18 protein-coding genes are annotated in these 20,490 nt (G+C 55.4%); 13 read left to right on the top strand and 5 right to left on the bottom strand.

The window, feature by feature from the left end:
• Nucleotides 1–71: 71 nt before the first annotated feature.
• The 3 genes from EPG66_RS13450 to acs form a co-directional block, all read right to left on the bottom strand.
• Nucleotides 72–1,727, bottom strand: coding sequence for a cation acetate symporter (locus tag EPG66_RS13450; protein ID WP_182687211.1), 1,656 nt, complete (start codon nt 1,725–1,727; stop codon nt 72–74).
• Nucleotides 1,724–2,053 (bottom strand): DUF485 domain-containing protein, encoded by a 330-nt coding sequence (locus EPG66_RS13455; RefSeq protein WP_031591760.1) that lies wholly within the window; start codon nt 2,051–2,053, stop codon nt 1,724–1,726. The genes EPG66_RS13450 and EPG66_RS13455 overlap by 4 nt, the downstream gene beginning before the upstream one ends.
• A gap of 140 nt (nt 2,054–2,193) precedes the next feature.
• Entirely contained in the window at nt 2,194–4,149 is a 1,956-nt protein-coding gene (acs, locus tag EPG66_RS13460) for an acetate--CoA ligase (RefSeq protein ID WP_010252142.1), read from the bottom strand.
• 583 nt (nt 4,150–4,732) lie between these two features.
• Here acs and gltP point away from each other — a divergent pair.
• From gltP to EPG66_RS13490, 6 genes are all read left to right on the top strand, one after another.
• A complete protein-coding gene (gene gltP, locus EPG66_RS13465; RefSeq protein ID WP_010252141.1) occupies nt 4,733–6,034 on the top strand; it encodes a glutamate/aspartate:proton symporter GltP in 1,302 nt (433 codons plus the stop codon).
• Nucleotides 6,035–6,252: 218 nt separating this feature from the next.
• The gene (locus EPG66_RS13470; protein ID WP_010252139.1) at nt 6,253–6,528 is read left to right on the top strand and encodes a type II toxin-antitoxin system RelE family toxin; all 276 of its coding nucleotides are present in this window, start codon (nt 6,253–6,255) and stop codon (nt 6,526–6,528) included.
• A gap of 119 nt (nt 6,529–6,647) precedes the next feature.
• Nucleotides 6,648–7,022, top strand: coding sequence for a helix-turn-helix domain-containing protein (locus EPG66_RS13475; protein WP_033780420.1), 375 nt, complete (start codon nt 6,648–6,650; stop codon nt 7,020–7,022).
• Nucleotides 7,023–7,445: 423 nt separating this feature from the next.
• Nucleotides 7,446–8,357, top strand: coding sequence for an N-acetylmuramic acid 6-phosphate etherase (murQ, locus tag EPG66_RS13480; protein WP_031591757.1), 912 nt, complete (start codon nt 7,446–7,448; stop codon nt 8,355–8,357).
• Nucleotides 8,357–9,811, top strand: a complete 1,455-nt coding sequence (murP, locus tag EPG66_RS13485; RefSeq protein ID WP_182687213.1) for a PTS N-acetylmuramic acid transporter subunit IIBC — start codon at nt 8,357–8,359, stop codon at nt 9,809–9,811. The genes murQ and murP overlap by 1 nt, the downstream gene beginning before the upstream one ends.
• A 228-nt stretch (nt 9,812–10,039) precedes the next feature.
• Entirely contained in the window at nt 10,040–11,584 is a 1,545-nt protein-coding gene (locus EPG66_RS13490; RefSeq protein WP_083070367.1) for a methyl-accepting chemotaxis protein, read from the top strand.
• A gap of 22 nt (nt 11,585–11,606) precedes the next feature.
• Here the strand turns inward: EPG66_RS13490 and EPG66_RS13495 are convergent, their stop codons facing one another.
• Nucleotides 11,607–12,572: an AraC family transcriptional regulator gene (locus EPG66_RS13495; protein ID WP_064704971.1), complete on the bottom strand. Its 966-nt coding sequence runs from the start codon at nt 12,570–12,572 to the stop codon at nt 11,607–11,609.
• Nucleotides 12,573–12,676: 104 nt separating this feature from the next.
• Here EPG66_RS13495 and EPG66_RS13500 point away from each other — a divergent pair, with 104 nt between their 5' ends.
• The 5 genes from EPG66_RS13500 to EPG66_RS13520 all read left to right on the top strand — a co-directional run bounded on the left by EPG66_RS13500 (nt 12,677) and on the right by EPG66_RS13520 (nt 16,396).
• On the top strand, nt 12,677–13,864 hold the full coding sequence (locus tag EPG66_RS13500; protein WP_010252123.1) for an MFS transporter: 1,188 nt from the start codon (nt 12,677–12,679) through the stop codon (nt 13,862–13,864).
• A 212-nt stretch (nt 13,865–14,076) separates the two neighbouring features.
• On the top strand, nt 14,077–14,286 hold the full coding sequence (locus tag EPG66_RS13505) for a YdgH/BhsA/McbA family protein (protein WP_009092571.1): 210 nt from the start codon (nt 14,077–14,079) through the stop codon (nt 14,284–14,286).
• A 202-nt stretch (nt 14,287–14,488) separates the two neighbouring features.
• Nucleotides 14,489–15,541, top strand: coding sequence for a 7-bladed beta-propeller protein YncE (gene yncE, locus EPG66_RS13510; RefSeq protein WP_182687216.1), 1,053 nt, complete (start codon nt 14,489–14,491; stop codon nt 15,539–15,541).
• 209 nt (nt 15,542–15,750) lie between these two features.
• The gene (locus EPG66_RS13515; protein WP_033787535.1) at nt 15,751–16,104 is read left to right on the top strand and encodes a type II toxin-antitoxin system RelE/ParE family toxin; all 354 of its coding nucleotides are present in this window, start codon (nt 15,751–15,753) and stop codon (nt 16,102–16,104) included.
• On the top strand, nt 16,097–16,396 hold the full coding sequence (locus EPG66_RS13520) for a helix-turn-helix domain-containing protein (protein ID WP_022625233.1): 300 nt from the start codon (nt 16,097–16,099) through the stop codon (nt 16,394–16,396). Before EPG66_RS13515 ends, EPG66_RS13520 begins: the two co-directional genes overlap by 8 nt.
• 47 nt (nt 16,397–16,443) lie before the next feature.
• Here EPG66_RS13520 and sbmA read toward each other — a convergent pair whose 3' ends face one another.
• Nucleotides 16,444–17,685 carry a peptide antibiotic transporter SbmA gene (gene sbmA, locus EPG66_RS13525; protein ID WP_010672044.1) on the bottom strand — a complete coding sequence of 414 codons (1,242 nt, stop codon included), beginning with the start codon at nt 17,683–17,685 and terminating at the stop codon, nt 16,444–16,446.
• 276 nt (nt 17,686–17,961) lie between these two features.
• Here sbmA and EPG66_RS13530 point away from each other — a divergent pair, with 276 nt between their 5' ends.
• Together EPG66_RS13530 and EPG66_RS13535 are read left to right on the top strand one after the other, a co-directional pair.
• On the top strand, nt 17,962–18,696 hold the full coding sequence (locus EPG66_RS13530) for a gluconate 2-dehydrogenase subunit 3 family protein (protein WP_182687218.1): 735 nt from the start codon (nt 17,962–17,964) through the stop codon (nt 18,694–18,696).
• A gap of 2 nt (nt 18,697–18,698) precedes the next feature.
• Nucleotides 18,699–20,483, top strand: coding sequence for a GMC family oxidoreductase (locus EPG66_RS13535; protein ID WP_182687220.1), 1,785 nt, complete (start codon nt 18,699–18,701; stop codon nt 20,481–20,483).
• The last annotated feature ends 7 nt before the right edge of the window (nt 20,484–20,490 follow it).

The raw sequence follows: 20,490 nt of genomic DNA on the forward strand, positions 1-20,490 counted from the left end.
AAAAGAAGAGGGCGACTACTTCGGTAGCCGCCCTTTTTTATTGCCTGCTCGTTATGAACGAAAAGCCACGATCAGTGCACTTTGCCCTGTTCGATGCCGGTGCCGGTCTGCGAGCGGATAAACTGTGCACGGAAGCGTAAACGTTCTTCTGCGCCCTGCTGCGAATGGTCGGTAATCGAGAAGATCCAGATGCCCACGAAGGCCACCGCCATGGAGAACAGCGCCGGATACTCATAGGGGAAAATCGCCTTCGCGTTGCCCAGCACCTGTACCCACACCGTCGGGCCGAGGATCATCAGGATGACGGCGGTCAGCAGACCGAGCCAGCCGCCTACCATCGCGCCGCGCGTCGTGAGTTTTGACCAGTACATCGACAGCAGGATGATCGGGAAGTTACAGCTGGCTGCAATCGAGAAGGCCAGCCCGACCATAAAGGCGATGTTCTGTTTCTCAAACAGAATACCCAGCGCAATCGCCACCACGCCCAGCGCCAGCACGGTAATTTTTGAAACCCGCAGCTCATCTATCTCGCTCGCCTGACCTTTACGATACACGCTGGCATAGAGGTCGTGAGACACCGCCGACGCACCCGCCAGGGTTAAGCCTGCGACAACGGCCAGAATCGTGGCGAAGGCAACTGCAGAGATAAAGCCCAGGAAGGTGCTGCCGCCTACGGCGTTCGCCAGATGTACCGCCGCCATATTGGTACCGCCAATCAGCGCGCCGCTGGCATCTTTAAAGGCCGGGTTAGCGCCCACCAGCAGGATGGCACCGAAGCCGATAATAAAGGTCAGGAAGTAGAAGTAGCCCATAAAACCGGTGGCCCAGAAGACGCTTTTACGTGCCTCTTTAGCATCCGCTACGGTAAAGAAACGCATCAGAATATGCGGCAATCCGGCCGTACCAAACATCAGCCCCAGCCCCAGAGACAGCGCCGAGATAGGATCTTTAACCAGTCCGCCAGGCTGCATAATCGCTATGCCTTTTGGATGGACCGCCATCGCTTCGGTGAACAGCGTATTAAAGCTGAAACCGGTCGCCTTCATTACCATGACTGCCATGAAGGTGGCGCCAAACAGCAGCAGCACGGCTTTAATGATCTGCACCCAGGTGGTGGCCAGCATGCCGCCAAACAGCACATACATCACCATCAGAATGCCGACCAGGACTACCGCAACATGGTAGTTAAGGCCAAACAGCAGCTGGATCAGTTTACCGGCCCCGACCATCTGCGCGATCAGGTAGAGCGCCACGACCACCAGTGAGCCGCAGGCTGACAGGGTGCGGATCGGCATCTGCTTCAGACGATACGAGGCGACATCGGCAAACGTGTAGCGACCCAGGTTGCGCAGTCGCTCGGCGATTAAAAACAGAATCATCGGCCAGCCGACCAGGAAGCCGAGCGAGTAGATCAGCCCGTCATACCCGGAGGTGTAAACCAGCGCCGAAATGCCCAGGAACGAGGCGGCCGACATGAAGTCACCCGCCATCGCCAGGCCATTCTGGAAGCCGGTGATATTGCCGCCCGCAGTGTAGTAGTCATTACGTGATCGGGTGCGCTTTGAGGCCCAGTAAGTAATTCCCAGCGTGGCCCCGACGAAAATCGTAAACATGATGATCGCCTGGTAGTTGGTCGCCTGACGCTGCACGGCACCGGTTATCGCATCGGCAGCCAGCGCTGAAAACGGCAGCATTAAGGCCAGCAGCCATAAGGTGAGACGGGTCATGATTTCACCTCGCGGAGGATCGCTTTCGTTAAACGGTCAAACTCGCCGTTGGCGCGCCAGACATAGACGCCGGTCAGCACAAACGACATCACAATCAGCCCGACCCCAATCGGGATACCGCGCGTGACGTTGGTGCCGGCATGCAGCGGCGTGCCGAGCCAGCCGGGTGCAAATGCGATCAGCAGGATAAAGCCGACATAGAGCACCAGCATGATCAGCGACAGCAGCGTCGCGAACGCCTGGCGCTTACGGACTAACTCATGAAAAAGGGGATTACGCTCAATCTGTTGATTGATGGCATCCTGATTCGAAAGGGCGTCATTCATCACATTTTCTCCAGAGGGCTTGCAGGCGAGAACCTCGCGACAGGGCGCGGATTCAGCTGGTTATAATATTTGTGACTACCGAAACAGACTGCGTAGGGCGGGTGTGGCGGGAAGCGATCTTCCCGCCGGACAGCGTGCGCTTAAGGCATTTTGATCGACTGCTTCTCCTCAAGCAGTTTTTCTACTACGCCAGGATCGGCGAGCGTAGAAGTATCACCAAGATTACTGGTATCCCCGGTGGCAATTTTGCGCAGAATACGCCGCATGATTTTGCCGGAGCGGGTTTTCGGCAGTGAGTCGGTCCAGTGCAGCACATCCGGTGTGGCTATCGGGCCAATCTCTTTACGGACCCACTGGCGCACTTCGGTGTACAACTCCGGCGACGGCTCTTCGCCATGATTCAGCGTGATATAGGCATAAATCGCCTGGCCTTTGATGCTGTGCGGAATCCCCACTACCGCCGCTTCGGCAATTTTTGGGTGCGAGACCAGCGCCGATTCAATTTCGGCGGTGCCGAGTCGGTGACCGGAAACATTGAGCACGTCATCGACGCGTCCGGTGATCCAGTAGTAGCCATCCTCATCACGACGGGCACCATCACCACTGAAGTAGACATTTTTAAAGGTAGAGAAGTAGGTCTGCTCGAAACGGTCGTGATCGCCATAGAGGGTACGCGCCTGACCCGGCCACGACTCGGTGATCACCAGATTGCCTTCACAGGCGCCTTCCTGTGGCTGACCTTCGTTATCCACCAGCGCGGGCTGCACGCCAAAGAAAGGTCGGGTGGCGGAACCCGCTTTCAGTTCGGTCGCACCCGGCAGCGGCGTGATCATGAAGCCACCGGTTTCGGTCTGCCACCAGGTATCAACAATCGGGCAGCGGCTGTTGCCGATTTTCTTGTAGTACCACTCCCAGGCTTCCGGGTTAATTGGCTCACCGACCGATCCCATAATGCGCAGGCTGCTGCGGTCGGTGCCGGCAATCGCCTTATCACCTTCCGCCATCAGCGCACGGATTGCAGTGGGCGCGGTGTAGAGCAGCGTGACTTTATGTTTATCGACCACTTCCGCCATACGGCTCGGCGTTGGCCAGTTCGGCACCCCTTCAAACATCAGTGTGGTGGCGCCACAGGCCAGCGGTCCATAAACCAGATAGCTGTGGCCCGTCACCCAGCCAACATCGGCGGTGCACCAGTAGATATCATCCTGATGGTAATCAAAGACGAACTTAAAGGTTGTGGCGGCATAGACCAGATACCCACCGGTGGAGTGCAACACGCCTTTGGGTTTGCCGGTTGAGCCGGAGGTATAAAGGATAAACAGCGGATCTTCCGCGCCGACTTCTGCGGCAGCGTGGTTGGTGCTCGCGTTCAGCATCAGGTCGTGCCACCACTGATCGCGGCCCTCAACCCAGCCCACATCTTTACCGGTGCGCTGGAACACCACCACGTTTTTCACGCTGGTGACATTAGGATTTTTTAACGCGTCATCGACATTTTTCTTCAGCGGAATGCTGCGACCGGCGCGGATCCCTTCATCGGCTGTGATCACCAGCGAGGCGCTGGAATCGACGATGCGGCCCGCGACCGCCTCCGGTGAGAAACCGCCAAAGATCACCGAGTGAACGGCACCGATACGCGCACAGGCCAGCATCGCTACTGCGGCTTCCGGCACCATCGGCATATAGATCGCCACCACGTCGCCTTTTTTCACTTCCAGCAGTTCCAGCACGTTGGCGAAGCGACAGACTTCGGCATGCAGCTGGCGGAAAGTCAGGGTTTTGCTTTCGCTGGCGTCGTCGCCTTCCCAGATAATCGCCGGGTGATCGCCGCGCGTGGCTAAATGACGGTCAAGGCAGTTTGCCGCCAGGTTGAGCGTGCCATCTTCGTACCAGCGAATGTTAATGTTACCTGGTGCAAACGAGCAGTTTTTCACTTTGCTGTAAGGCTTGATCCAGTCAAGGATTTTGCCCTGTTCGCCCCAGAAACTGTCTGGATCGTCGACAGATTGCTGATACATCGCCTGATACTGTTCTGCAGTAATCAGGGTGTTTGCTGCAATATTCTCTGGAACGGGATGTTTGTGTATTTGGCTCATGGCGGATCTCCTTGAAGATGTTAATGATATGTCAATCAATGGTTAATTAAAGCCCGCGCCAAAGCTTTGTTTCTTTTTTGCGCCACAGATCACGTGATACACATCCCCCGAGAAGCGTTAAGCCATTCTGATCTATCAGGTTAAAGCTCTGGCGGCGCTGGAGAAGTCAGGCATCGCTTTTACGTTTTCATCCTGAATAAAAAGCGAGCAAACGCGCCGGATCAGTTTTTAATCGTTTCTGCATAGCTATGCGTAAATTCATCGAAGTAATACTTTTCATAACAGCAGGTTAGGGTTTTTCAGCTCTGGCAGCACTTTATGCTGCTTAGATGGTGAACTTTTAATCGGATCCGCCAGGGGTTGCATTTACCACAGTGAAAATGGTACTTATCTCGCCCCTGTTCTGCAGGTATCAACTCAGACCGCGTCTGAAAATGGGTATGGGAATCATCAGATTCTCATACGAGGCGCTGTTTCAAGACACCCTCTAATTTACCGGGCTTTTTGCTCACTCCCTGTGTGTATTGTCTTCTGCACCTTCGCAGTAGAGAGAAACGGGTTTTGACTGAGGAAATTACACGTTATGAAAGGTTTTAAAATCAGCCTGGCCTGGCAGATTCTGACAGCCCTGGTGCTTGGCATCGTTGTGGGTGCTGTGTTGCATAATCAGCCAGACAATCGTGAATGGTTAGTCACCAACATTCTCAGCCCGGCAGGCGATATCTTTATTCATCTTATCAAGATGATTGTGGTACCGATTGTGATTTCATCCCTGATTGTCGGCATCGCTGGCGTGGGTGATGCAAAGAAGCTGGGACGCATCGGCGTCAAAACGATTCTCTACTTTGAAGTGATCACCACCATTGCCATTGTGGTCGGTATTACGCTGGCCAACGTATTTCAACCCGGCACCGGCATTGATATGTCAACGCTGGCAACGGTGGACATCTCTAAATATGAAGCGACAACGGCAGAGGTACAGGGCGGTCCGCACAGCCTGGTCACCACCATTCTGTCGCTGATCCCGCAGAATATTTTCGCCTCAATGGCGAAGGGCGACATGCTGCCGATTATCTTTTTCTCGGTGCTGTTTGGTTTAGGCCTGTCGTCACTGCCGTCAGAACAGCGCGATCCGCTGGTGAACCTGTTCCGTGGCATTTCTGAAGCGATGTTTAAAGTGACGCACATGATCATGCGCTATGCCCCGGTGGGTGTGTTTGCGCTGATTGCGGTGACGATTGCTAACTTCGGCTTTGCCTCGCTCTGGCCGCTGGCTAAGCTGGTGCTGCTGGTTTACGCGGCAATTCTGTTCTTCGCCTTTGTGGTGCTGGGCGGGGTGGCGCGCTTCTGTAAGCTGCGGATTACCACGCTGATGCGTATCCTGAAGGATGAGCTGATTCTCTCTTACTCCACTTCCAGTTCGGAAACGGTGCTGCCGCGTATCATGGAGAAGATGGAAGCCTACGGCGCGCCAAAAGCGATCACCAGCTTCGTGGTGCCGACCGGTTATTCGTTTAATCTGGATGGTTCAACGCTTTATCAGAGTATCGCGGCAATCTTTATCGCGCAGCTGTATGGCATTGACCTGTCGCTGACCGACGAGATTGTGCTGGTAATAACGCTGATGGTGACCTCGAAAGGTATCGCTGGCGTGCCAGGCGTATCCTTCGTGGTGCTGCTGGCCACGCTGGGCAGCGTCGGCATTCCTCTGGAAGGTCTGGCGTTTATCGCCGGTGTTGACCGCATCATGGATATGGCGCGTACCGCGCTGAACGTGGTTGGTAATGCGCTGGCGGTGCTGGTGATTGCCCGCTGGGAAAACCAGTTCGACGTCGAAAAGGCGAAAGAGTATGAGCTGGAGCTGCGGACACAGACCGCAAGCTGAACACGGCATTAACGTAAAAATGGGCTCAACGAAAGTTGGGCCTTTTTTTTATGAGATTTTTAATGGCAGATATACAGGTTGACTGAAAATTAAAAGGTTATAATTTTATAACTAAAATCCACGGTTATACGACAGTGATATTGTCATTATGATTGATTATGGTTATATTTCGTTGCGGTGAGTTGACCGTGTTCTTTGACAACATGGAGTGTTGACGGATGCCAGAAATTAACTGGACGAAGAAGGCATTAAAACAGCTTTATGGGCTGCCTCAGAAAGAGGGCAACGCTATTGAAGATGCTGTAGAGGCGCTGGCTAAATGGCCGGATATTCCTCATCTGAAAGTCGAAAAGCTGACTGATGATAAACAGAAGCGAATGAAGCTGGTAGTAGGTCACTACCGCGTACTCTGGAAGATAGAGAAAGGTCAGCCAGTAGTGATAGATATACTTGAAGTCGTAAGAAGAACATCGACCACGTACAAAAAGCGCTAGCAGTGTGGTGGGAGCAATGTGCGTCATCAATAAGTTCTGTGCAGCCGGGTTTAGCGTTCCGCAGCACAGGCAGACGATCAGACAGTGTTGCCTGCCGTACCACTAAGGAGTGATTACCCATGAATGCTATACAGTTTCTGACGGACGAGCGCGGGAACCGCACTGGTGCTGTCATCCCTATAGAGCTGTTTAATAAGCTCATGGCTGAACGTCATTTAGATGATGTGTTTGAGTCTGTCCCTTATGAAGTGGGTCCAGACGATGATGAAACGATTCCTCACGATGTAATGAAAATCAGCCGACGGCAATCCGTTCCTTTGCATGTTGCCTGGCGTTTGCATCGTCACCTGTCACAGGAAGAGGTGGCGAATAAACTGGGCATCACGCAGGCTGGCGTGTCGAAGTTAGAGTCGAGAAAGAAACCTCAAAAACAAACGCTTGAGAAGCTGGCTGCTTTATATGGCTGCAGAACGTCACAACTTTATATTGATTAAATGGATGCGCTTTTAACCCGCGATTCGTGGGTTTTTATTGTCTTTTGGATGAGTGACATAGGATGAGAGGCGAGGTCTTTGCAGGGAAAACAGTGCTCCGTTCAGTTGGATACCAGCAGTGACTGCGTAAAGTCGTCGTAAACCCATCGCGTGGGCCGAGCGTCATGGATGACGAATGCGTCTTTACGATCAGGTGAACCTATTCTGACCTGCACCGGTCTCTCAGCGATTCCTCTCACATGCACCGCACCCAGGCCGGAATGCGGAGCGATTAAGCTCCCAATGCCCAACATCTCTCACCCAACCTGATCCCCCGCAACATGACTCACCCCACATCCATCGAAAAAAGATCTCACCCAATGAATTAATCATTCGTTATGATAGTTAGTAATTTGAATAATTTATTCCTTTGCGGAGCCCGCCATGAAACTCGACCTCAGCCAGATGATCACCGAAGGCCGCAACCCGGCCAGCCAGAATATTGACGAACTCTCCACCGAAGCGATGCTGCACGTCATCAATGATGAAGATAAAAAGGTGGCGCTGGCGGTAGAGGCCATCGTGCCGCAGATTGCCGCCGCCGTTGACGCCATCTGCGCCGCATTCCAGGCCGGTGGACGACTGATCTATTGCGGCGCAGGCACCTCCGGTCGGCTGGGCATACTGGATGCCAGCGAATGCCCACCTACCTTTGGCACACCCCGCGAGCAGGTGATCGGCCTGATTGCAGGAGGTCATACCGCCATACTCCAGGCGGTAGAAAACGCGGAAGACAACCGGGAGCAGGGCGCGCAGGATCTGAAAGATATCCACTTCAGCCGCCACGATGTGCTGGTTGGCATCGCCGCCAGCGGTCGCACACCCTACGTACTGGGCGCGCTGGCATACGCGAACGAACTTGGCGCAACCACTGTATCGCTCACCTGTAATCCAGGCAGCGCCATGTCGCAGGTTGCCGCGATTGCGCTCACGCCAGTGGTCGGCCCCGAAGTGGTCACCGGGTCTTCCCGTATGAAAGCGGGCACGGCGCAAAAACTGGTACTCAACATGCTCACTACCGGGTCGATGATCCGCAGCGGAAAAGTGTACGGCAACCTGATGGTCGATGTGGAAGCCACCAATCAAAAACTGGTGCAGCGTCAGGTTAACATCGTCATGCAGGCCACTGACTGTGATGACGCGACCGCCAGCGCCGCGCTCACCGCCTGTGGCGGACACTGCAAAACCGCCATCCTGATGGTACTGGCTGACCTGGCTGCCGATGAGGCGAAAGCGCTGCTCAGTCAGCATCAGGGCTTTATCCGTCAGGCTTTACAGGCAGCGGGAGCACGCTAATGGCCAGAATCACCGAGGCACTGTTGCGCGACATCCTGCGGGCGGTCGGTGGCGCGCAAAATATCGCGGCCTGTGGTCACTGCATGACGCGGCTCCGCCTGACGCTCAATCAGCCTGGAGTGAGTGATCTGGCAAGGTTAAAAAGCCTGCCGGGTGTCTTAGGCGTTATCGACAGCGAGGCACAGTTACAGATTGTGCTGGGACCTGGCAAGGCGCAAACCGCCGCCGAAGGGATGCAGAACCTGCTGGCTCAGGGTGATACCGCGCTGGCACCGCAGGGCCAAACAGCGGAACTAAGCCTGCTTGCGGCGCAGCAGAAGCAGCAGCTAAAGGCGAAACAGACCAGCGGCGTGCATCAGTTCCTGTCGCGCTTCGCCACCATCTTCACTCCGCTGATTCCGGGCTTTATCGGCGCGGGGCTGCTGCTGGGATTTGCCACGCTGATTGAACAGAGTCTCCACCTCAATGCACCCGGTGACCACGCGCCCTGGCTGCTGCATACCGTGGCGTACATGAAAGTCTTCGGTAAAGGGTTGTTCACCTTTCTCAGCATCCTGATTGGCTACAACGCGCAGAAAGCGTTTGGCGGCAGCGGCGTCAATGGCGCAATCCTCGCCTCGCTGTTTGTGCTTGGCTATGTGCCCACGGCCACCACCGGCTACTACAGCGGCATGGAAAACTTCTTTGGCCTGGCGATCGACCCGCGCGGCAATATTATTGGCGTGCTGATGGCGGCGATTATCGGGGCGTGGATTGAAAAACAGCTGCGCAAAATCATTCCCGATAATCTTGATATGATCCTCACCTCGCTGTTTACGCTGGTGATCACCGGCGCCATCACCTATCTGTTGATCATGCCGCTGGGCGGCGAACTGTTTAAAGGGATGTCGTGGCTGTTTATCCATCTCAATAACAATCCCTTTGGCTGTGCGCTGCTGGCCGGGCTGTTCCTGATCGCGGTGATGTTCGGCATCCACCAGGGCTTTATTCCTGTCTACTTTGCGCTGATGGAAACCCAGGGTTTTAACTCGCTCTTCCCGATTCTGGCGATGGCGGGAGCAGGCCAGGTCGGCGCATCGCTGGCATTGTGGTGCAAAGCAGAAAAAGGGGCGCTGCTGCGGGCGCAGATCAAAGGCGCTATCGTGCCGGGGCTGCTTGGCGTCGGTGAACCACTGATCTACGGCGTCACACTGCCGCGCCTTAAGCCCTTTATCACCGCCTGTGGCGGCGGTGCGCTGGGCGGGTTCTTTATCGGGCTGGTGGCGTGGCTGGGTTTGCCGGTGGGGATGAACACGGTATTCGGACCCTCCGGCCTGGTCACGCTGCCACTGATGACCTCCAGCCAGGGGATCTTCGCTGGCATGGCGGTCTATCTGGCTGGGCTGATGGTGGCCTGGATCGGCGGATTCCTGCTTACCTGGTGGTTTGGCACCCGTAATGTCGACCTCAGCTGACCCGCTGCCGGAATTCTCCAGTCCGGCTAACGGATGGATAATCAACCAAAAATGTGAAAGCCGCTACAAAGCGGCTTTATTATTGCCATTAATTTAACTTAAACGCTAAAGAGTCGGCAGAAGCATGCCGAAAACATAAAAAAAGGTAATCGTTATCTCTCAGCCCACAGTTTTCATGCCGACACTCAGACCGTCGCGTGCAGGACGTCGGGTCTCCAAGGACTTTTGATGCGTAACAACCAGCCTGTCTCTCAGCGTGAATATCTGTTCGACGATAATGCGACACTGATGTCGACCACCGATCTTAACAGCCACATCACCTACGCTAACGACGCGTTTATCGAGGCGAGCGGCTTCACCGCCGACGAGATCAACGGCCAGCCACATAACATGGTGCGTCATCCCGATATGCCATCAGAAGCGTTTGCCGACATGTGGGCGACGCTGAAACAGGGTGAGCCCTGGACGGCACTGGTCAAGAATCGCCGTAAAAATGGCGATCACTACTGGGTGCGGGCCAACGCCATTCCGGTAGTCCGCGACGGTAAAGTGCAGGGCTACATGTCGGTGCGCACCAAACCCACGGCAGAGGAAGTGCGTCAGACTGAGGTGCTCTATCAGGATTTTCGTGAAGGCCGCGCCAGAGGGCGACGTTTTCACAAAGGCCTGCTGGTTCGCAGCGGCTGGCGTCGTCCTGCCTCAATCCTGAAGACGCTGCCTCTTCGCTGGCGGATCCGCACAACGCTGCTGACGTTACTGCCCCTCTCGGTAGCGGGCGTCTGGGCGCTGGGCATGACGCCAGCGGCACTGGCAGGTTTTGCCGCGGGAATGGCTGCGCTGCTTCTGCTCTGCAGCCTGTGGCTGGAGCAGCAGATTTCACGCCCTATTGAGCGGATGTGCAAACAGGCGCTGAGCGTGGCAACCGGTGCCAGCCATAAAGTGGAGCAGATGGACCGCGTTGATGAGGTGGGTGTGACGCTGCGCGCCATCGGTCAGCTCGGCTTGATGTTCCGCTGGCTGGTGGATGATGTCAGCGGCCAGGCGATCAACGTGCTGAGCGCCAGCGACGCCATCGCCCGCAGCAACAACGAACTCAGCCGCCGTACCGAACAGGCTGCTGCCAACGTGCAGCAGACTGCGGCCACCATGAACGAAATGACCGCCACGGTGAAGAGCAACACTGAAACTGCACATGAGGCGAATACCCTCTCAGCCGGCACCAGCCACGCTGCCAGTAAAGGCGGCGAGGTGATGACCGAAATGATGGGCATGATGGGCGAAATTGCTGACAGTTCAAAGCGGATTGCCAATATTACCAGCGTCATTGACGGGATTGCCTTCCAGACCAATATCCTGGCACTGAACGCCGCGGTAGAAGCGGCACGGGCCGGTGAGCAGGGCAAAGGCTTTGCGGTAGTAGCAGGAGAAGTGCGCAGCCTGGCGCAGCGCAGCGCCAAAGCCGCGAGCGAAATCAAAATGCTGGTTGAAACCAGCGCCAGCCGGGTCAACTCGGGCAATGAGCACGCCAGCGCGGCAGGCCGCACGATGCAGGATATCGTGTCGCAGGTGCAGAATGTCACCGCACTGATCGCCCAGATCAGCGCCGCCACGGCCGAACAGGCGACCGCGCTCAGCGAAGTCAGTTCAGCGGTGGAAGATCTTGATGATATCACCCACCAGAACGCCGCCCGCGTGACAGAAAGCGCCGAGGCTTCAGGTCGCATGACCCATCAGGCTAACCGTCTGGTCGAAGCGATCAGCGTCTTTCGTTAAGAGAAGAGATTAAGCAGCCCGGTTAAGAGGCCAGCGCCTGCGTGCCGTCGCGTCCGGCACGCAGTGCGCCTGGTGACTGACCGACAATCCGTTTAAAGGCGCGACTGAATGCCGCAATCGAGCCGTAGCCGAGATGATAAGCCACGGCTTCCACCGCTTCACCGTTGTTCACAATCCGCTGCACCGCCAGCCGCATCCGCAACTCCGTCAGATAGCGCAGCGGCGTCATGCCGGTGGCATTGAGAAACCGTCCGGCAAACACTGAGCGCGAACAACCTGCCACGCTGGCCAGCCGCGCCACCGTCCAGTTTTCGCCTGGCTCCCGATGCATCGCGGCAATCGCCTGACTCAGACGTGGATCGCGCATCGCCTGCACCAGCCCACTGCGCTCGCCGCAGCCGTTCTCTACCCAGCCGCGCACAATCAGCGCGGCAACCACGTCTGCCAGACGCGACAGAATTCCGGCGAATCCCGCCTGGCGGGTACGCGACTCCCGCTCCATCGCCGCCAGAATCGGCTGAATCTCCGGGTATTGCGACAGCAGAGTACTCACCAGCATCACATCGGGCATGGTATTGATCAGCGGCTGCATACCGCCGAGCTCAAACGCCATGCAGGCGCTGAACAGCAGCACACTGTGCTCGTCATCACAGGCATCTTCCGGTGCTGCAATGGCGCAGACGCTGTCGCAGAGCGGCTTGCTCGCCATGTTTTTAATACACTGGCAGCTCGCCTCCTCACTGGAGATCAGGCTGTGGGGTTTACCGTGCGGCACCAGCAGCGCATCGCCGCTGTTGAGCTGAAACACCTCGCCGGAGGCGCTGCGCACCATCAGTGAGCCGCGACCGACAAAGTGGAACTGCGCCCGGCCCGGCGCGTGCTCATAACGCAGCCCGAACGGCGCGCTCACTGCGATACGCTGATAGTTCACGCCATAGAGGCGCATCCCCATCAGTAGCTCACTGGTCAGATCTCCATAGTGGCTCATGTGATTCCAGACGAATTATCAAAAATGAAGGTGTAAGCATCATAGATCGTCCTGACACGGCGTTCTATGCTCACACTCACTTTTTTATCTTCCGGAGAAGCAGCATGAGTCTGACAACCGAAGTGGCTGATGAGGTTTCCTCGCCGACCCGTCCCGCGTGGGGCGCGGTATTTGCTATGGCATTTGGGGTGTTCAGCCTCATCACCGCCGAATTTTTACCCGTGAGTCTGTTGACGCCGATGGCCCACAGCCTGGGCGTATCAGAAGGTCAGGCGGGACAGACCGTCACCATCACCGCGCTGGTGGCGCTGTTTACCAGCCTGGTCACCGGCAGCGTCACGCGGCGCATCGACCGCCGCATCGTCATGCTGGTCTTTTCGCTGTTGCTGATCGCTTCGGCACTGATGGTGGCGTTTGCGGCTGACCTGACGGTGATCCTGCTGGCGCGGGTGCTGCTGGGTATGGCCATTGGCGGCTTCTGGACACTCTCAACCGCCATCACCATGCGTCTGGTTCCCACCGATCAGGTGCCGCGTGCGCTCTCTATCGTCTTCAGCGGTATCTCGCTGGCGACGATTATCGCTACGCCACTGGGCAGCTATCTAGGCGGACTGGTGGGCTGGCGCAATATCTTTATGCTGACCGCCGGACTGGGTGCGGTGGCGCTGCTGTGGCAGTTCTTTACCCTGCCCGCCATGCCAGCAGAGAACAAAGCCCGCAACGGCGGGGTGCTGGCACTGCTGCGAATTGGTGTGATGCGCTGGGGAATGCTGGCGGTAATCATGATGTTTACCGGTCACTTCGCCTTCTTTACCTATCTGCGTCCATTTCTGGAAAGTGTTGCGCAGCTCAACCTCAATCAGCTGTCGCTGGTGCTGCTGGCCTTTGGTGTGGCGAACTTCTTTGGCACCTCGCTGGCCGGTTTCCTGGTCACCCGCAGCGTATCACTGACCCTGAGTGGCATGGCGCTGTTGATGAGTGTCACCGCGCTGCTGCTGGTGAGCTTTGGCGATGTCAGCTGGATGGTAGGCGCAGGCGTGGCGATCTGGGGTATGGCGTTTGGTTCGATGCCAACCGGCTGGTCAACCTGGATTTCGCGCGCGGTGCCGGATGATGCGGAGTCGGGCGGGGGGTTACTGGTTGCCACCATCCAGCTGGCGATTACTGTCGGCGCGGCGGCAGGCGGCTGGATGTTTGACCTGCGCGGCGCAGGCGGTGTGTTTGTTGCCAGCGGAGTGCTGATGCTGCTGGCCGCGCTGACCATCTTCACCCGGGTACGACATCACGGTTAAATTCCTAAGGGCAGCAATATATGCTGCCTTTTTTAATTGGGGTAGATTATTAACCTTTTGAGTGATAACTGTGCGAAATGTGCTTTTTATCATCAATTTTACTGAACGAGTTAAGCAAAACCCTCCGCTTTTTACTGATCAACTTTCGGACTAATATATCTATCAACAAGGCAGCACGCCTTACCTGATAAAAATTAACCGAGGAATTGACCATGAAATCTATCAAAACTTTTGCAGCTGTTATCGCGCTTTCTGTTCTGCCATTCGCCAGCTTCGCCCAATCTGTGACCGCCATCGACTCTACGCTGGATGGTGCTGAAGCGAAAATCGCTGCGCAGGCTCAGGAAGCTGGTGCTTCATATAAAATCACTGAAGCTTACACCAACAACGGCGTTCACATGACCGCTGAGCTGCTGAAATAAGTTAAGTTTTACCCTCTTGTGCTGACAGGACGCCTTTGGGCGTCCTGGCGGCGTTTATCCGCTAATAATCCTGTCCCTTTCCCCCCGAAATAATTATTATTCTCAAAAACAATTCTGCATCTGACTGCTGGTCAGCTGTTTCTGGTTGCAATGTCGGGCTTTCTTTTCACTGCGTTTGCAGTGGATTAACTATGGAGAAGTTATGAAAGCGATTACCAATACGTGCCGGACCCTGCGTCCGCTGTTACTGGCTACGGCCCTGTTCTCTGCCTCAGGATGGCTGGCGGTGCAGGCTGAAGACCTCAATCAGGCCGTGGGTAAAGGCGTCTATGAACTGGCAGTCAGCCCGAAAGATAACGCGCTGTTCGTGGCGACAGCGCAGAACAGCAGCGGTGACGGCGGCACAGTTTTCCGTCTCGACCCGGCTACGCTGGCAGTACAGCAGTCGATCAACACGGAGCTGAAATCTTTCGGCGCGGCGATCAACCCGCAAACCAACGTGCTCTATATCGGTAACACGGTTAACGGCTCGGTCACGGCCATTGATGCCAGCAGCGGCAAAGTACTCAACACGCTGGTGCTGGATAGCCGTAAGCGCAGTGAGACAGTGCGTCCATTGCAGCCGCGTCAGGTGGCGGTTGATGCTAAAACTAACCGGGTTTATATCACCGGGCTGGGACCGCAAAGCGTGGTCTGGGTGGTGGATGGCAGCACGCTGAAGCTTGTCAGCACCATTCCGAATACCGGTAAAATGGGCACCGGCCTGGCGGTAGATTCAGACGCGCAGAAGGTCTACGTCACCAACGGTGATGGCGAACTGGTGACCATCAATGCGCGCACCAATGCCGTTGAGAAAAAGCAGAAGATTGACGGAGATAAAGAGCACTTCTTCCTGAACATCGCGCTGGATACGCGCGGTCAGCGTGCCTTCCTGACGGATTCAAAGCAGGCGCAGGTGCTGGTGGTTGATCTGCGTAATCAGCAGGTGATTCAGCGGATTGATGTGCCGGAATCACTGGCGGTGCTGTTTAATGGTGAGCGCGATGAGCTTTATGTCACGCATCGTAAAGCGGGTGAAGTCAGCATCATCGATGCAAGCAGCTATAAGGTGAAGCGCACAGTGAAAACCCCGGCGCTGCCTAACAGTCTGGCGCTCTCGGCAGACGGCAAGGTGCTTTATGTCAGCGTGAAACAGCCTGGCTCGCGTAAGGCGCCGCCAAAAAATCCTGACAGCGTGATGCGTATTGCACTGTAAGGCGTGACGTCCCGGACACTGCTGTGTTGAAGCTGTTTTACATCCGGTCTTTGTAAACGAGAAAGCCACTCTGACGAGTGGCTTTTTTATTTTCAAAGCCGGTTTGAGGTCTGGGATATCCTTTTCCCCTGGCGGCCCGCGAGACACTTGCCTTTATAGCGAACAGGCTATAGCATCATTTATAGCTTATTCGCTATAAGGATGTTGCGATGTGGGATGTGGATACAACCAAAAGATTTGATGAATGGTTTAAGGCTCAGACTGAGGAACTGAAGGAGGATATGCTCGCCGCGATAGTTATCCTGTCTGAGTATGGGCCGCATTTAGCGAGGCCGTTTGCTGATACTGTAGACGGCTCTGATTTTCCGAATATGAAAGAATTAAGAGTGCAGCATCAAGGCAAACCGATACGGGCCTTCTTTGCTTTTGATCCTTCTCGCCGCGGCATTGTGTTGTGTGCAGGCGATAAAACCGGGGTTAAGGAAAAGAAATTCTATAAAGACATGATCAAATTGGCAGATGCTGAATTCCGCAAATATTTGAATGGAGGGGATAATGGCTAATTTAAAAGAGCTGATGGCAAATCAAAGTCCGGAGAGTCGCGAACGCATTGCCAAAAAAGTCGATGCAATGCGGCAGGTTATCGCGCTACACATGTTGCGCGAAGAACTTAATCTGTCACAGACAGAGATGGCGCATGCAATGGGTGTGAAACAGCCAACTATCGCCAGAATGGAACAGGCTGATAATGATCCCCGCCTTTCTACGCTGAAGCGTTACGTTACGGCTCTGGGAGGCGAGATAAGTATCGATGTCAAATTGCCGACAGGCAAAAGAATAGCTTTTGATCTGTGATTAAAAGAGAGAAGTCACATTATCGTGGCTTCTCTCTTTCCAGCCCGTTACACCTCTTCCGACGCTTCGCGCATCATCTCATCGTGCGGAACATCATCCAGAATCTGCTCAAAGCTGCGCAGACGCTTATAGATCGACATCAGTTCGATCAGCGTCGACCAGGAGGCGATCAGATACTGGAACGAGCCGCGCACCTGATCAAACACGTTGGTGATCTGGTTGAGTAAGCCCAGCGTGATGGTGCCCGCCACAATGGATGGAAACAGCAGAAACAGACCAAACACGTTATCAACCTGCAGATAGAGAATGCGGGTGATGTTGAAGTAGAGATAGTGAAAGTAGAGACGGAAGTAGTTGACCCGCACCCGACTGAACAACTCCTGAACCGTCTGCGGTGTGGCGCGATCGGCATTGTCTTCGCCGTAGACCAGTTCTTTACGGTAGGCGGCTTCAACCCGCTGATTGCGGAACTCCAGCCCCGGCAGCTTGATCCCTACCAGCGCCAGCAAACCGGTACCAAACACTGACCAGAGCACAGCGGCAATCACCAGTGCGTAAGGAATATTACCGAGGATGGGAATATCTTTCACGTGATGGGAGAGCGCGACCAGCACCGGTAAAAACGCCACCAGCGTCATAATCGCCTGAATAAAACTGACACCCCAGTTTTCCAGCGTGGTCGCAAACCGCATGGTGTCTTCCTGCACACGCTGTGCGGCACCTTCGACATGACGCAGACGCTGCCAGTTGTGCATGTAGTAGTTATTCATGGCGCTACGCCAGCGGAAAACCCAGTGGCTGATAAAGAAGGAGTTAAGTACGCCAATCACCACTGCGATTAATGCGATGCCGAGAAAAGAGAAAACCTCATGGTAAAACTCCGCAATCTGCACCGATCCCGCTTTGGTTAACGCTTTCTGAATCAGATCATAAAACGGTCCATACCAGGCGTTAATGGCCACTCCGACCTGCACGCCAAACCAGGTAACAAAGATGATCAGCGCGGAGCCCCAGACTGACCAGCGTTGCCATGGATGCGCATCAATCAACCGCCAGGCCCCGGCAAAAATGGCTACCATGATCCAGTAATAGAGGTAGAACCAGAGCTGACTCACGGCGATAAAACGCGCTGCCGTCGTCGGCAGGGGCTGTTTCATTGCTGTTTCAAAGGTGGGCCAGATGCCGGGCAGATGCGCGGCAAAGCCGAACCAGGCAAAAATCGCTACTAAGCTCCAGACAGCCGCAGAGCTGAAAAACAGCGCTGGCCGCGGAAAAAAAGACTTAAACATAGGCACTCCGCTGTTGTGTGTTGCCTGTTATAACGTTTTTGACGGGTCGCTGTCTGTAGTCTGTTGTTTCTGCTAATGACAGGAGGGGGATAGATGTTAATGAAATTGTGCGGTTTTGTTTCCTGGAACTAAATCTTTGTGAATGGCAGTGTTACAATAGGTTGTTTGTTACCGGTAACAAACAGGCTCCTGGCCTGTATCTGCTGATAAAAACCATTACAACGCAACCACCTATTTTTTTCATACCGCCGGTCAGCGCGGGAATGAGGCAATGTCATGTCAGAACAAAAAAAGGGTCATTCACGCAGGGATTTTTTGCTGAATACAATCACCCTGGCGCCTGCAATGGCGGTAGGTTCCACAGCGATGGGTGCACTCTCCCTGCCGCTGGCCACACAGGCGGCTGAAACCCCGGCCACGCCACAGCAGGCGCGCGAATACCAGCCGAATTGGTTCACCGCCGAAGAGTTTGCTTTTATTACCGCCGCCGTGGCACGGCTTATCCCCAGTGATGAACGCGGGCCTGGTGCGCTGGAAGCGGGCGTGCCTGAGTTTATCGATCGTCAGATGAATACGCCGTATGCCACGGGGTCGAACTGGTATATGCAGGGGCCGTTTAACCCCGACCTGCCGAAAGAGCTGGGCTATCAGCTGCCGCTGGTGCCACAGCAGATCTACCGCCTCGGTCTGGCCGATGCCGATAATTACAGCAAAAAGCAGCACGGCAAGGTGTTCGCCCAGCTCAGTGGCGAGCAGCAGGATGCCTTACTGCAGGCGATGGAAAGTGGCAGTGCTGAATTCAGCCAGCTGCCGGCAAAAGTCTTCTTTAGCTTCCTGTTGCAGAATACCCGTGAAGGCTTCTTCAGCGATCCTATACACGGCGGGAATCAGGGCATGGTCGGCTGGAAGCTGATTAACTTCCCTGGCGCACGCGCCGACTTTATGGACTGGGTAGAGCGCGGCGAACGTTATCCGTTCCCGTCAGTGTCGATTCGCGGGGAGAGAAGCTAAGCATGGCAAACGAAATGAGAAAAGTGGATGCGGTGATTGTCGGCTTCGGCTGGGCGGGTGCCATTATGGCGAAAGAGCTGACCGAAGCGGGCCTGAACGTGCTGGCGCTGGAGCGCGGACCGCATCGCGATACCTATCCTGATGGCTCCTATCCGCAGTCCATTGATGAGCTGACCTATAACGTCCGCAAAAAGCTTTTCCAGGATCTCTCCAAAAGCACCGTGACCATTCGTCATGATGCGTCGCAGACCGCAGTGCCCTATCGTCAGCTGGCGGCGTTTCTGCCCGGCACCGGTACCGGTGGCGCGGGTCTTCACTGGTCCGGCGTCCATTTCCGTGTCGATCCGGTTGAGTTGCGGATGCGCAGCCATTACGAAGAGCGCTACGGCAAGAACTTCATTCCGGAAGGTATGACGATTCAGGATTTTGGCGTCAGCTACGATGAGCTGGAGCCGTTCTTCGACAAAGCGGAAAAGGTTTTTGGCACCTCAGGCAGCGCCTGGAGTATCAAAGGCAAAGTGGTCGGCAAAGATACAGGCGGCAACCCGTTTGCGCCCGATCGCTCAGATAACTTCCCGCTGCCCGCGCAGAAGCGCACCTACTCGGCGCAGCTGTTTGCTCAGGCGGCAGAGTCGGTCGGTTATCACCCTTACGATCTGCCATCCGCCAATACCTCGGGTCCGTATACCAACACCTACGGCGCACAGATGGGGCCGTGCAACTTCTGCGGTTATTGCAGCGGCTACGCCTGCTACATGTATTCCAAGGCGTCGCCTAACGTCAATATCCTGCCTGCGCTGCGTCAGGAGCCGAAGTTTGAGCTGCGCAATAACTCTTATGTGCTGCGGGTCAATCTCAGCGATGACAAAACGCGTGCGACCGGCGTGACCTATGTGGATGGGCAGGGCCGCGAGCAGATTCAGCCCGCTGACCTGGTAATCCTCTCCGCCTTCCAGTTCCACAATGTTCACCTGATGCTGCTGTCGGGCATCGGCAAACCCTACAACCCGATTACCAACGAAGGGACCGTGGGCCGCAACTTCGCCTATCAGAACCTCTCTACGCTGAAGGCGCTGTTTGATAAGAACACCACCACTAATCCGTTTATCGGTGCGGGTGGCGCAGGCGTTGCGGTTGATGATTTCAACGCGGATAACTTCGACCATGGGCCGCTGGGCTTTGTTGGTGGTTCGCCATTCTGGGTTAACCAGGCGGGCACCAAACCGATCTCCGGCCTGCCGGTGCCGGCGGGTACGCCCAACTGGGGCAGCAAATGGAAAGCGGCGGTGGCGGATACCTACACCCATCATCTGTCGATGGATGCGCACGGCGCCCATCAGTCTTATCGCGCCAACTATCTTGATCTCGATCCCAACTACAAAGATGCCTATGGACAGCCGCTGCTGCGCATGACCTTTGACTGGCAGGAGAACGACATCAAAATGGCGCAGTTCATGGTCGGCAAGATGCGCAATATCGCTGAAGCGATGAATCCGAAGATGATCATCGGCGGCGCGAAAAAGCCGGGCACCCATTTCGACTCCACGGTTTATCAGACTACCCATATCAGTGGCGGGGCGATCATGGGCGACGATCCAAAAACCAGTGCGGTTAACCGTTATCTGCAAAGCTGGGACGTGCCGAATGTGTTTGTACCGGGCGCATCAGCTTTCCCGCAGGGACTGGGCTACAACCCGACCGGCATGGTGGCGGCGCTGACCTACTGGTCAGCTAAAGCGATTCGCGAACACTACCTGAAAAACCCAGGCCCACTGGTGCAGGCATAAGGACATG

This window comes from Pantoea pleuroti (assembly GCF_014156615.1).
In the GTDB taxonomy this organism is placed as follows: Bacteria; Pseudomonadota; Gammaproteobacteria; order Enterobacterales; family Enterobacteriaceae; genus Pantoea; species Pantoea agglomerans.